17 protein-coding genes are annotated in these 12,120 nt (G+C 44.5%); 9 read left to right on the top strand and 8 right to left on the bottom strand.

The features are described 5' to 3' along the window. Positions 1 to 106: 106 nt before the first annotated feature. The 3 genes from ACQY26_RS05195 to ACQY26_RS05185 are packed head-to-tail and all read right to left on the bottom strand — an operon-like array spanning position 107 to position 2,729. Positions 107 to 1,306 (bottom strand): MFS transporter, encoded by a 1,200-nt coding sequence (locus ACQY26_RS05195; RefSeq protein ID WP_428048084.1) that lies wholly within the window; start codon positions 1,304 to 1,306, stop codon positions 107 to 109. 1 nt (position 1,307) lies between these two features. After that, a complete protein-coding gene (locus ACQY26_RS05190) occupies positions 1,308 to 1,796 on the bottom strand; it encodes a MarR family winged helix-turn-helix transcriptional regulator (RefSeq protein ID WP_428048083.1) in 489 nt (162 codons plus the stop codon). A 60-nt stretch (positions 1,797 to 1,856) separates the two neighbouring features. Then, positions 1,857 to 2,729 (bottom strand): radical SAM protein, encoded by an 873-nt coding sequence (locus tag ACQY26_RS05185; protein WP_428048082.1) that lies wholly within the window; start codon positions 2,727 to 2,729, stop codon positions 1,857 to 1,859. A gap of 109 nt (positions 2,730 to 2,838) precedes the next feature. On the opposite strand from ACQY26_RS05185, the gene ACQY26_RS05180 reads away from it, so the two are divergent. After that, the gene (locus tag ACQY26_RS05180) at positions 2,839 to 3,354 is read left to right on the top strand and encodes a methylated-DNA--[protein]-cysteine S-methyltransferase (protein WP_428048081.1); all 516 of its coding nucleotides are present in this window, start codon (positions 2,839 to 2,841) and stop codon (positions 3,352 to 3,354) included. Positions 3,355 to 3,358: 4 nt separating this feature from the next. Here the strand turns inward: ACQY26_RS05180 and ACQY26_RS05175 are convergent, their stop codons facing one another. The 3 genes from ACQY26_RS05175 to ACQY26_RS05165 all read right to left on the bottom strand — a co-directional run bounded on the left by ACQY26_RS05175 (position 3,359) and on the right by ACQY26_RS05165 (position 5,798). Then, on the bottom strand, positions 3,359 to 4,162 hold the full coding sequence (locus tag ACQY26_RS05175; RefSeq protein WP_428048080.1) for an MBL fold metallo-hydrolase: 804 nt from the start codon (positions 4,160 to 4,162) through the stop codon (positions 3,359 to 3,361). Between the two features lie 7 nt (positions 4,163 to 4,169). Continuing rightward, the gene (locus tag ACQY26_RS05170) at positions 4,170 to 4,844 is read right to left on the bottom strand and encodes a nucleotidyltransferase domain-containing protein (protein WP_428048079.1); all 675 of its coding nucleotides are present in this window, start codon (positions 4,842 to 4,844) and stop codon (positions 4,170 to 4,172) included. A gap of 204 nt (positions 4,845 to 5,048) precedes the next feature. Then, complete coding sequence (locus ACQY26_RS05165; protein ID WP_428048078.1) at positions 5,049 to 5,798, bottom strand: SDR family NAD(P)-dependent oxidoreductase; 750 nt, start codon at positions 5,796 to 5,798, stop codon at positions 5,049 to 5,051. Between the two features lie 83 nt (positions 5,799 to 5,881). Between ACQY26_RS05165 and ACQY26_RS05160 the strand changes: the two genes are divergently transcribed. Then, positions 5,882 to 6,370, top strand: coding sequence for a flavin reductase family protein (locus ACQY26_RS05160; RefSeq protein ID WP_428048077.1), 489 nt, complete (start codon positions 5,882 to 5,884; stop codon positions 6,368 to 6,370). A 97-nt stretch (positions 6,371 to 6,467) separates the two neighbouring features. Here ACQY26_RS05160 and ACQY26_RS05155 read toward each other — a convergent pair whose 3' ends face one another. After that, positions 6,468 to 7,232 carry a hypothetical protein gene (locus tag ACQY26_RS05155; protein WP_428048076.1) on the bottom strand — a complete coding sequence of 255 codons (765 nt, stop codon included), beginning with the start codon at positions 7,230 to 7,232 and terminating at the stop codon, positions 6,468 to 6,470. 25 nt (positions 7,233 to 7,257) lie between these two features. Further along, complete coding sequence (locus ACQY26_RS05150; RefSeq protein ID WP_428048075.1) at positions 7,258 to 7,884, bottom strand: hypothetical protein; 627 nt, start codon at positions 7,882 to 7,884, stop codon at positions 7,258 to 7,260. Positions 7,885 to 8,022: 138 nt separating this feature from the next. Here ACQY26_RS05150 and fmt point away from each other — a divergent pair, with 138 nt between their 5' ends. The 7 genes from fmt to ACQY26_RS05115 all read left to right on the top strand — a co-directional run. After that, complete coding sequence (gene fmt / locus ACQY26_RS05145; RefSeq protein ID WP_428048074.1) at positions 8,023 to 8,961, top strand: methionyl-tRNA formyltransferase; 939 nt, start codon at positions 8,023 to 8,025, stop codon at positions 8,959 to 8,961. Positions 8,962 to 8,964: 3 nt separating this feature from the next. Next, positions 8,965 to 9,972: a PASTA domain-containing protein gene (locus tag ACQY26_RS05140; protein ID WP_428048073.1), complete on the top strand. Its 1,008-nt coding sequence runs from the start codon at positions 8,965 to 8,967 to the stop codon at positions 9,970 to 9,972. Continuing rightward, positions 9,969 to 10,670: a ribulose-phosphate 3-epimerase gene (rpe, locus tag ACQY26_RS05135; RefSeq protein ID WP_428048072.1), complete on the top strand. Its 702-nt coding sequence runs from the start codon at positions 9,969 to 9,971 to the stop codon at positions 10,668 to 10,670. Before ACQY26_RS05140 ends, rpe begins: the two co-directional genes overlap by 4 nt. A 54-nt stretch (positions 10,671 to 10,724) precedes the next feature. Continuing rightward, complete coding sequence (gene rpsP, locus ACQY26_RS05130) at positions 10,725 to 10,967, top strand: 30S ribosomal protein S16 (protein ID WP_428048071.1); 243 nt, start codon at positions 10,725 to 10,727, stop codon at positions 10,965 to 10,967. 29 nt (positions 10,968 to 10,996) lie between these two features. After that, complete coding sequence (locus tag ACQY26_RS05125) at positions 10,997 to 11,227, top strand: KH domain-containing protein (protein WP_428048070.1); 231 nt, start codon at positions 10,997 to 10,999, stop codon at positions 11,225 to 11,227. After that, complete coding sequence (gene trmD, locus ACQY26_RS05120) at positions 11,227 to 11,958, top strand: tRNA (guanosine(37)-N1)-methyltransferase TrmD (protein WP_428048069.1); 732 nt, start codon at positions 11,227 to 11,229, stop codon at positions 11,956 to 11,958. The genes ACQY26_RS05125 and trmD overlap by 1 nt, the downstream gene beginning before the upstream one ends. 7 nt (positions 11,959 to 11,965) lie before the next feature. Beyond that, positions 11,966 to 12,120, top strand: a 155-nt coding sequence (locus ACQY26_RS05115; protein WP_428048085.1) for a 50S ribosomal protein L19, incomplete at its 3' end; no start/stop codon positions are given.

The raw sequence follows: 12,120 nt of genomic DNA, 5'->3' as shown, positions 1-12,120 counted from the left end.
CTCTTGCAATTGCGACCGAAAAAGAGGAAGAGATTCTTGGTGAAAACGGCAGGATAATGATAAGGGTATCTGGAACAGAGCCTTATATTAGAATAATGGTTGAATCTCAAGATGAAAGGTTATCTAAGGAAAGTGCAGAAAGATTAAAAAATGCAATAGAACAATTAAATAAAGAATTTATGATATTGTTGGCCGCTATAACGCGCGAGCGGGTCGCTTCCGTCGCCAAATGCTGAAGCATGGCGTTAAGCGGAACAATATAAAGGCCGCCGCAAACGGCGAAAGCCAGTAAATCAAAAGTGATGCGCTTGCCTGCAAAATCAGCCAAAAACATTTTATAATCGGCCGGAGAAGCTGAGGGTACATAACCCGCGCAAGCAAAAGCCAAATCCGCCAGAAAAACCGTCATAAGCAATGCGCTGAGCGGCACGTATTTGCTTGTGATTTCCCCTTTAAGCAGAAACTGGCAAAGCAAAGAACCAAGCCCTATACCGCAGGAAAACAATGTAAGCAGAAAAGTAAACAGCCCCGGCGTCCCGTTGAAAATATCATGCGCCAAAGAAGGCATTTGCGCAATTAAAGCCGTACCAAGCATCCAGAACCACGAAATACCCAAAATGCACAAAAATATATTGTGATTTTGCTTGGCGAAGGCCATATTCTTCCAAGTGCTTCTAAGAAAATTTTTATCAATTTTCAAATCCGCGTTGGCGGGTTTCTGCCTGGGAATAAACAGAGAAACGGCCAACCCCGAAACAGCCACCGCCAAAATCACGCCGGGCAAAAGCATTTTATCTGCGGCGATGACAATCCCGCCGAAAATGGTGCCCTGCAAAATGGAGCCGTAAGTGCCGGCTTCAATAATACCGTTGCCGGCGATGAGCTGCTTTTCATTTAAAATATCTGGCAGAATGCTGTACTTGACGGGGCCGAAAAAAGCCGACTGCGTCCCCATAAGAAAAAGCACCGCAAGAAGCAAAGGGACGTTTACCGTCAAAAAACCGACACCGGCCAGCAAAACTATCACAACTTCCAAAGCCTTTGTAAGTTTAATCAATAAATCTTTGCGGATTTTATCGGCTATTTCCCCCGCCATTGCGGAGAAAAGGAAAAACGGCAGCATGAACAAAGCCACGGCCAAACTTACCACCACGGATTTATCCGAAGCCGACATATCGCTTACTTTGTAAGTTATAAACGTAGCCATGGCGGTACGGAAAAAGTTATCGTTGAACGCGCCTAAATACTGCGTAAAAAATAAACTCAAAAAAGAACGGTTAAAGAAAGTTTTTAATAGAGAAAACATATTATTTATCCTCCTGCAAAGCGTTGAACCAGTCATTTAAAATGCGTTCCGCATGCAAGCGGTCCGCCGGCGGTATTTTTTCCGTCATGCCGCTTACAAGCTTATCGTAACCGGGCCATATTTCGTCAATGAGGTTCTGCCCTTTTTGAGCAATGCAAATTATATTTTCCCGACGGCTTTGAGGATTTGTTTTGCGAACGATAAAACCGGCTTTAACCGCTTTATCCGTCAGCTTAGTTATATTACTGGCGGAAACTATTAAGCGTTTGGAAAGTTCCACTTGGCTTAAGCCCAAGCCTTCGTTTTGGTAGGCGGCCAGCATCAAAAGGTTAAATTCGGAAGAAGATAACCCGTATGAGGCCAAGTAAGCGTCTATGCGCGCTTTCATAAGATTATACGCCAAGGCCAGCACATAAGTGATGTTCTCATAACGCCGGCCCTTGGCGGGATTTATGCCGTATCGGCGAAGATTGTTTTTAACGGTTTTCATATAAACAGTTTACTAGTAAATTATTTATTTGTCAACTGTTTTTTATTTTTTAGGCCGATTTTAAAAGACAAGGCTGCCTTTGTCATCCCAGCTGGAATACAATTTGCAATCGGGGCGCAAAATCAAATAGCGCAGCTCTTCTTTGCCGCGTTTGCTCATGCAATCATCGTCGACGACTACGGACATTTCATCAACGGAATAAAGTTTGTGCCCGTATTCAAGCACGCGCAGGAATTTGCCCTTTTCCAATATATAAGAATTTAATTCCGTCAAAAACTCCCGCGAAATCAAATTTTTCTTTATCCATTCGTCCTGAGGCGTGTCGGTACCGCTTATATACAGCTCCCTGAACGTTATTTGGTTGGCACCCAGTTCTTTTGCTTTTTTAAACACGCAGGCCGCGCTTCTGCCGTTATACAAGGCGTTTAAGTTCAAAGAAAGCCTGAGCGTAAAATCATATTTTTTTATAAGTGAGCAAAGCTTTGGGATATCAACCAAAAGGGACTTTGGCGTACCGTTTATTTCGCCGTTGTTTTTAGAGTCGAACAAATCCGACACGGACAAAGCCACGGTAGATACGCCGACGTGATTTCTTAAAAAACGCAAATAATTTTCATCAAGCAAAACGCCGGTGGTTTGAATGTCTATTTTACGGAAAGGCTTTTCCAAACTCTTGTTTATTATGCCGAAAAGTTTTAAAAATTCCCTGTTTTGCTGCGGTTCGGTGTTGCCCGTCAGAACCACCGTATTGCAGCCGTTATCGCGCGCAAATTCAAGCCTTTTGACGTAATCTTCGTAATAAAGATCATAAAAAGGCAAATTCCCGTCCATTTGATTTTTATAATCTTCACTGTGCATTTTAGATACGCAAAAAGCGCAGTTGTTTATACATTTTTTATTGGGTACGGACACAGACAAGCTTTGTATTTTCATTTTGCCCCCGATATTTTATATATTTTGACGAATGTTCTTTTCTATAATACTATTTTAGACGTTTGCGCGGGAAGCTAAATCCGCGATATCATAATTCAGAGGGCGTGCAATGGTTTACTTGACGCATTATAAATCCCCAATCGGGAAAATAACTTTAGCCTCTGACGGCAAAAATATAATCGGGCTTTGGCTGGAAGGGCAAAAATATTTTTTGGCTTCCGTAAAGCAGAAACCCCTCCTTGATGACGGCTTGAGCGTTTTTAAAGCGGCAAAGACCTGGCTTGACGAATACTTCGCCGGGAAAAATCCCTCGCCCGCCATAGTCCCCCTGGCCCCGGAAGGAACCGTTTTCAGGAAGAAAGTATGGGAAGTACTCCTGCAAATACCTTACGGCACAACAATTTCCTACGGGGAAATAGCAAAACGCTTATCTTTGGGAAACGGCGGCGGAAAAACCTCCGCACGCGCAGTCGGCGGGGCCGTGGGGCATAATCCTATATCTATAATAATCCCCTGCCACAGGGTAATCGGGGCGGACGGCGGCCTTACGGGATACGCCGGCGGGACGGATAAAAAAATCCGCCTGCTTAAGCTTGAGGGCGCGGTTTTAGCGGGCTTAAAATAAAATTTTAAATTATTTCAATAGATTCCAAATCTTCCGGAATATAAAGCCCGCCGCCGTAACAGGCCGAACCTTCCTTTAAGTAAAGTTCTTTTCGTTTCCCGCCGGAACGGTCTTCCGTATGATATAGGACCAAATTCTTTACGTTTAGTTTTTCCGCCGTTTCGCAGGCGTCTTTTACCGTGGAATGGTTCTTTTCGTACGGCTTAAAAATATCCGCCTGAGAAAATAGACAGAAAGCTTCGTGCAAAAGCCAGTCGGCGTTTAAAACATGCGGAGCGCAAAAAGCGTTGCAAGGTTCATCCCCGCAGCAAACAAGCTTTTTGCCCGGAGCGTACTCCAAAGAAAATCCAAACTGCTTGGCTTTTGAAGAGTGAATGTCAAAAAAAGTAATTTTACGCCCAAAAACAGTTTTTTTGTCCCCGTCGGCTACGGGTATCAGGTAAAGGCCGTTCCCGATAAACCGGCTTTCCTTCTCCTGAAGAAGCGCACAGGCGATATTTTTTATCAGCGCGCAAAGTTCTTCATGGGCATAAATCCTGGCTTCGCCTCTATAATTCCCCTTTTTAAGGGCGTTGCATATCAGGCGGATAAGCCATATTATCCCAAGCATATGGTCTATATGCTTATGCGTTACAAAAATATCCTTTATATCAGCCCAGTCGGCCCCGGCGGATTTTAAGCGTTTAAGCAGCTCATTGCCGCCCCCGCCGTCAACAAGCAAATAACGCCCGTCCTCTTCCAGCAAAAAGCAGGTGTTATAATATTTTAAAGCCAAGGCCGCGCCCGTGCCAAGCATTGTAAGTTTCATAATAAACCTAAATGCGCGGGCCTTTTATGCGCCCGCGGCAAAATTCCATAAGTTTTTTACAGCAATATTTTACCTTTTCCGTCGGATAAGAAGGAATTTCCTTCCGCGCGGAACATATTTGCAAAACTTCTTTTTCCTCTCCTTCAAGCTTTGAAATAAGTTCTCTTTTCTTTAATATATATTCGCCGGAACGGACATAATATTCCGCCTGCAATATAAAAAATACGCCTTTATAGAGTTCCTGAAGAACAAAAGACAAATCCCGCGCATATAAAAAAGAGTGTACCGCTCCGTGATAAAGCGCCTGAGCCCCGCTTTTTACGGCGGCTTCAGCGTCTTTTGCGCCTAAAGGCGGAATTAAATCCCCTAAATCCCCGTATACGGCTTTAGTGTCATGATAAAGCTGGAAAAGCTCATGCCCGGCCCAAGATTTTATTTCATCCGCGCCGCTTATAAAGCCGCAGGCTTTTTCCCCCTCCGGCATAGACGACACGGCCGTTTTATACTTTTCCAAATCTTCAAAGCCGATTTTGTCTAAAATGACTACCGCGTCTATATCGCTGTTTTCGTCCGCTTCGCCGCGGCGGTAGCTGCCCTGACAGCCGACGAACAGCAGCCGCTCTCCGAAGACAGCTTTAAGCTTTTCCGTAAAAACGGCGAACCAATGTTCGGGATTTATCATAATTTCTCCAAGGTATTGAAATTTATCGGTTTTGGCGTATTATTATAAATGCAGGCCTCTTAAGGGTATAAAGTTCGGGGTTATGCGAAAGCATAAACATTTTTCCTTAAGTCCCGCCTGACGGGCTTTGACCGCGTTTCAAAACCAACAGAACCCTTACGCGGGCAAATATCAAAAACCTCCGCTTATGCGGGGGTTTACCCGTTATATCTTGTTATAAATAAAATCGGGAATTATTTTTAAAAGCCAAGCTATCAAACGCCAGCGGCGCGTTATATATGCGATATTCTTCCCGCGCCTCAACGCCGAAGCTATTTGAGCGGCGGCTTTATCTACGGGCGCAATCCAAAACAGACCGTCATTACCGCCGACGCCCTGCGCCAAAGCCGTATCCACAAAGCCCGGAATAACCGTACAGACATTAAGCTTAAGTTTATTTTTGACGGCCTTTTTGCGAAGGCCCTCAAGGTAATTGCTTACATAAGCCTTGCTTGCGTAATAAGAGGGAGACAAATCCGAGCCCCGGAACGAGGCGATACTGGATATCCCGGCAAGCGTTCCACTTTCGCCCGAATGCGAAAGCGCATTTGCAAAATAATTATAAGCCGCAGCGGCAAAATCCGTAAAGCCAAGCACATTTGTTTTGACGGTTTCAATTTCCGGCCCGGCGGAAAGTTTCGCGTTTATATGGCCTACGCCGCTGCATATTATTATAGTTCCTATACCGCCCATATCCTGCGCGGCTTGTTCTATGACTGAGGCGGATTTTAAAGAAGTTATATCCGAAACATACGTAAAAACTCTTTCGGGCGACAAGGATTTAAGCTCTTCAAGCAAAGCTTTTCTGCGCCCGGTAACGGCCACTTTGCGGCCCTCTTTAAGATAAAGCAGACATAAAGCCCTGCCTATGCCGGAAGTCGCCCCGGCTATAAGAACATTCCCGTTATTTTTCATATTTTAAATTATATAAAAGATTTTTAAACCGGGCTGTACAAGGCCGCCGATATCAGTATAATATATAAGGGGGCGATAACAATATGAAATATAACGAAAATGCAAAAGAAAACCTTAATATTCTGGCAAAAGGGGCTTTTATAACAAGCCAATACGCCGGGCAGACAAACGTAATGACGATAGGCTGGGGCGCAATAGGAAATATTTGGGCCAAGCCCGTATTTATAGCAATGGTGCGCAAAAGCAGGTTTACGCATGACTTGCTGGATAAATCCAATGAATTTACAATCACAATCCCGCACGAGGATATGGGCGAAGCGCTTGCCCTTTGCGGAAGCAAATCCGGCAGAACTATCGACAAAATAGACGCTTTGGGTTTAAAAACGGCCGAAAGCGAAAAAATAAACACTCCCAGGCTGGATTGCAAAGGCACGCATTATGAGTGCATGGTTCTTTACAAAACGGACATGAAGCCCGCCGCTTTGGACGAAATCACCAAAGAACGCTGGTACTCCGACGACGACTATCACACCATATACTTTGCCGAGATAGTAAACACCATGGAAAAGTAACCCTTCAAAGCCGTTTGCGCTTTGGTTTAAATTATTAATGACAAAAAAAGGCCCCTTAAAAGGGGCCTTATAAATTTTATTTTTTGCCTCAGCCCGGCTATATGCCAAGCGGTTTGGCGTTGCTGAATATATATTTGAGAGAAGCTTTTTTAACTCTTTGTTTAAGAATTTTCAAAAGTTCGTCCATTGCGCCGTAGAACACCGGCATATCTTCCACTTCCAAGGCGGCTTCCGCAATGCTGAGCATATTGTCCGCGCGACTGGAAACTAAGTAAGAGCAAGTATCCAAATCCAAAGAACGGTAAACGCATTGATTGGCGTAACGGTAATAATCTCTTAAAGTTTTGGAAGAATAATCTTCGTCGGCATAAATTCCTCTGTATCTTATAGGCAAATCGGCGGTCGGATAAACAAGTTTTAATCTGGAGGCTCTATCCCATAATTTATTTCTTAAAACCATTAAATGTTTAACGAAGTCTTCCGCCTGAGGAATTGTATTGTAAGAGGTAACTTCAAGCTTTTTATACAGCATAGGTTTCTTTTTCAAAGCCCTCAGTTTGAACTGATAACCTTTATTCCCGGCCGCGGCTTTAATTTTGGAATCATAATGTATTAAAAAGTTCTTTACTTTATTTGCATTGTCAGTTCTTAAAGATTGTTCGGCCTGCTCGTTTTGAATTTCGGTATATTTGGCTTTCAGCAAAGCGCTTATGCGCAAAGAAACCCCAGGGTTCATCAAATCTTCCGAACTGAAAGAAAAATTATCAAAAAGGAAATCCGAAGAGTAGCGGCCGAAATCAACGGGCTGAGCATTTAGCGGAACAAAAAATAAAACTGCCAAAAAAGTTAAAAAATATTTCATACCAATCACCCTATTAATAATAATTTTATTTCTCTGCGAAATCAACGGCGGCGTTTTCCGTCAGCAAAACGAACTCTCCTTTCAATTTCTTATAAAATTTATCGGATTTTTTGTTAAGGGCGAACGTCATTGCGTTTATCAGCCCGCCGGCCCTGCGCAAATAAGTTACGTCGTAAGAGTCGACCCCGTTCGCCTGAATTCCTTTCAAGAATGAGGCAACGTAATCCATATCCTCCCAATATTCTTTAGAAATCTTGGAAAATTCCATTGCATTCCTGGCGGCGGAAGGATTATTGGCGGAACCGGCTTTGTTATATTTATCGGCTTTGGCTCTATATTCGTTTGAAGCTACAAACAAAACATAATGCAGTTCTTCCGCATCTTCCTTAAGCTGGGCTTCAAGGGCTTCTCCTTGCAAATCCGCATATTTTTTACTTGAGCCCGCCGCGTTCAACTGTTGTTTATCTTCGGCGGCTTTGCGAACGCTTTCTTCAAGGGAGTTTGAAACGGTTTTCCCTTTCCCGGAAGATTCCAAAACCTTTACCCATTTTGCAAAAGCTGCAACATCTGCGGAATCTTTAAAGGAAAAAGTCTGCGCGCTTAAGCCGCAGGATAATAAAAAGAAAAGCGAAAAAAAGACATACTTTGGCATATGTAACAATCCTTATCTTTGGAAATTTATAGAGATATTCTATAAGTTATACTTTTTCAGTGCAAGAGCATTTGGACCTATGCCCTTATAGGCCAAAATGCCTATATATAATGTACTTTAAAATGTTAAAATATTTATATGTTAAAAACCGTATTTTTCGGCACGCCTTCCGTAGCCGTACCTTTTTTGGAACTTTTAAACGAACTGACCCAAGTGGTTTTGGTGGTAACCCAGCCCGACAGGCCCTTCGGCAGAGGCCTAAAGCTTAAGCCGTGCCCGGTAAGGGAAAAAGCTCTTGAACTGGGGCTTAAAGTAATTTCGCCGGAAAAACTTAAGGATAACGTTGAAGCAATCAAAGCCGAAAACGCCGATTTGGGCATTGTCGTAGCTTACGGAAAGATTTTCCGCAAGCCCGCGCTTGAATCCACGCGCATGGGCCTTTTAAACATTCATTTTTCAAAGCTGCCCGCTTACAGAGGAGCGGCGCCGGTGCAGTATGCCCTTTTCAACGGGGAAGAAGAAACCGGCGTCAGCGCATTTTGGATTAACGAGGGTTTGGACGACGGCCCGCTTGCCGCGCTCCTGCCCTGCCCCATTTTGCCGCAAGACGATGCAAAAACGCTTTTTCCCAAGCTTATCGATTTGGGCAAAACGGCGTTGCGCAAAGTAATAGCCGATATTGAAGAAGGCAAAATAATAAAAACCGAGCAAAAAGGCGAGGTTACTTTGGCCCCCTCGATAAGCAAGGAACAAACATTGCTTAGTTTTAAAGAAATGTCCGCCCGTCAGATACACAATACGGTGCGGGGCCTGGCCGCTGCCATGCCGGCTTATGCAAAAGCCAATACCAAAGAAGGCCAAAGCATGCAGCTTATAGAAACGGAACTTTCGGACATTAAATCCGATATGAGACCTGGGCAAATAGTTATGATTGAAAGGAATAAAGGCTTTTTTGTACAATGTAAAGAGGGCGTTTTATTTGTCAAAACGCTGCGCCCTGCGGGCAAGAATATTATGACGGCAGGGGCATATTTAAACGGCAGGAAGATTTCTGCCGGGGATTTCTTTTTTGAATAATTTATGAGAAACGACAAAAAATTGGAAGAGGATTTTTTAGACGATAAACCGATAGTCTTCGCTTCGGTTTTTAAAGCTTTGGCCGTTTTGTGCATAATAGGCGCGTTTTTGGCGGTGGTGGCGTTCTTTTCTTTCGACTGGGCCTTTTCGGCCATAGTCCACAGCCGCGCCGAAACCACCGTCCCGGATTTAACAAAGAAGTCCGCCGACGTCGCAATAGACGTTTTGGCAAACGCCAATTTATCTTTAAGAAAAGCAGGGGAAGAATACCAGCCGGAGATACCTTCCGGCCATATTATAAGGCAAGTCCCCCCCGCCGGCACCATTGTGCGCGAAGGCAAAGTCGTCCGCGTTTGGATAAGCCAGGGCAATGAAAACATTGAAGTGCCCGACGTAACCGGCATATTGCAGAGAAACGCCGAACTGCTTTTGCGTCAAAGCCACCTTATGGCGGGCAGCAAGCTGACGTCTTCTTCTTTGACGGTTGAAAAGGGATACGTAATAAGCCAAAAACCGGCCGCCGGGGAATTGGCCGCAAAAGGGCAGACCGTAGATCTTGTAATATCAAGCGGGAAACCGCTCTCCTCTCAAATTTTAATGCCCGACTTCAGGCAGAAACAGCTGCGCGAGGCAAACCGCTGGGCTTCCGAGCATAATATCGAAATCAATTTGACCGAAGACAAACATTCAATGTTCCCCAACAGCACCATAATAAGGCAATACCCGGAACCGGACAGCGAAATCGCGCCGAAGTCTTCCATAGACATAACGGTAAGCGCGAGGCCCGTTTCTGAAAACGAAAAGACTCACCGCATTTATTATGAATTGCCGCAGGGGAAGAATCAGAACAGAGTCAAAATAGTTTTGATTGACGCCATAGGCGAAAGAGAAGTTTTAAACGAGCTTAAACAGCCCGGCTCAAAGATAGATATAACGGTGCCTTACGGCGGCGAAGCCAAATTCAGGATTTACGTGGACGGCGTTTTGGTCCGCGAAAAAGAGATGAAATGATAACTTTACCTGTTCCGGCAAAATATCCGGCCGGCAAAACGGCGATTGCGCCCTCGATATTATCGGCGGATTTGCTGAATTTGGGCGAGAAGATAAAACAGGCGCAGGAAGCCGGTGCGGACTGGCTCCACATTGATATTATGGACGGGCTTTTCGTGCCGAATTTGAGCTTCGGTCCGGCAACGGTAAAAGCGATAGACGGTTTTGCGGGTTTGGCTCAGGACGTACATTTAATGGTGGAAAATCCGGCGGATTTCATTGAACCTTTTATAAAAGCCGGGGCAAGTTCTTTGACTTTGCATATAGAAAGCAAAGGCGATTTAAAAAAGCTTTTGGAAGACGTTAAGGCGCACGGTTTAAAATGCGGTGTATCAATAAAGCCCGATACCCCGGTTAAAGAGCTTATGCCTTTTGCGGATTTAATTGATTTGATTTTGGTTATGAGCGTTTATCCCGGCTTCGGCGGGCAAAAGTTTTTGCCTTCAAGCCCCGCTCAAATATCGGCCGTAAGGGATATAATAACACAAACTGGCAGGCCTGTTTGGCTTGAAGTTGACGGCGGCATTAACGCAGAAACGGCCTCGGCAGCCGTAAAAGCTGGCGCGGACGCCTTAGTGGCGGGAAACGCCGTATTCGGACAAAGCGATATAAAAAAAGCGTTATCTGATATACGCGCCGCGGCCGAAACATCGATTTAAACAAAATAAGATTTGCCGTCTTTCGTTTAAAACGGCAAATAAAAGGAGATAAAAATGGCAGTAGTAATCAGACTCCAGAGAACCGGCAAACGCACCCAACCCCAATACAGGGTAGTGGCTGCGGAAAAAAGAAGCGCAGTTGGTTCTCAGGCTAAAGAAGTACTTGGGACGTTCAATCCCTGCGTAAAAGAAAGCGAGCAGATTAAGCTCGACCTTGAAAGAGTAAACCATTGGGTAAAAGTCGGCGCGATACCGTCAAAGACCGTGGCCTCTTTAATCAAAAAAGCAAGCAAATAATTGCCTGCCTTTAATATAAAGGTGTTCTTATGAAAGAAATGGCAATATTCCTGCTTACTTCCCTGGCAACGAAGAAAGACAGCGTGCTGGTGGAAGCGAAAGAAGAACAAAACAATGTTTATCTTACGGCCAAAGTCGATCCTTCCGATAAAGGCAAGGTTATAGGCAAAGACGGCTGTATTATAAAAGCGGTAAGGACGGTGCTCAGCGCCGCGGCCGCAAAAGCGAATAAAAAGGTTTCCCTTAAACTGGAAGACTAATGAAAGTTGACATTATTACCCTTTTTCCGGAAGTTATGGAACCTTATCTTTCAAGCAGCATACTTGGCAGGACAAGGCGTAAAGGCGTAATAGAAATAGGGTATTTAAACCCGAGAATATTTGCTAAAGATAAACATAAGACTGTCGATGACAGGCCATACGGCGGCGGGGCCGGAATGTTAATGAAAGCCGAACCGCTATATAAGGCCATAAAACAATTAAAGAAGCAAGCCCCGGAAGGGACGAACCCTTTGGTTGTTATGACAAGCCCGCGCGGCAAAACGTTTAACCAAAAGCTGGCCAAAGAACTGGCTAAGGAAAAACATATTATTTTTGTTTGCGGGCATTACGAAGGCGTAGACGCGAGAATCTACCCTGAAATTGACTTGGAAGTCTCTTTAGGCGACTTTATCCTTACCGGCGGCGAACTTGCCGCTTGCGTCATGATAGACGCCGTAACCAGGCTCCAGCCGGGCACTTTCGCAAAAGACGACGTAACCGCGAAAGAAAGTTTTGAGGATAACCTCCTTGAAGCGCCGCAGTATACAAGGCCGGAAGTCTGGAGGAGAAGAAAAGTCCCCGCCGTACTCTTAAGCGGGAATCATAAAGAAATTGAAGAGTGGAAGTTAAAAGAGGCTTTAAAAATTACAAAAAAATTAAGGCCGGACTTGCTTGATAATAGACCTCTCAAAACAAGCGAAACCAAGAAAAAAAGACTCAAGAGGAGATAACAGCAGTATGAATATGAATGAAATTGCCGCAGCGCAATTAAAGAAAGACCTGCCGACCTTCAAAGCGGGCGATACCGTAAGAGTATCCGTAAAAGTAGTTGAAGGCGACAATGAAAGGATCCAGCTTTTCTCCAGCTTTGTCAGTTTCATTTTCTCTTTCAT

The sequence above is a fragment of the Candidatus Proelusimicrobium excrementi genome, from assembly GCF_937881865.1.
In the GTDB taxonomy this organism is placed as follows: domain Bacteria; phylum Elusimicrobiota; class Elusimicrobia; order Elusimicrobiales; family Elusimicrobiaceae; genus Proelusimicrobium; species Proelusimicrobium excrementi.
This window is presented reverse-complemented; position numbering and strand designations above follow the sequence as displayed.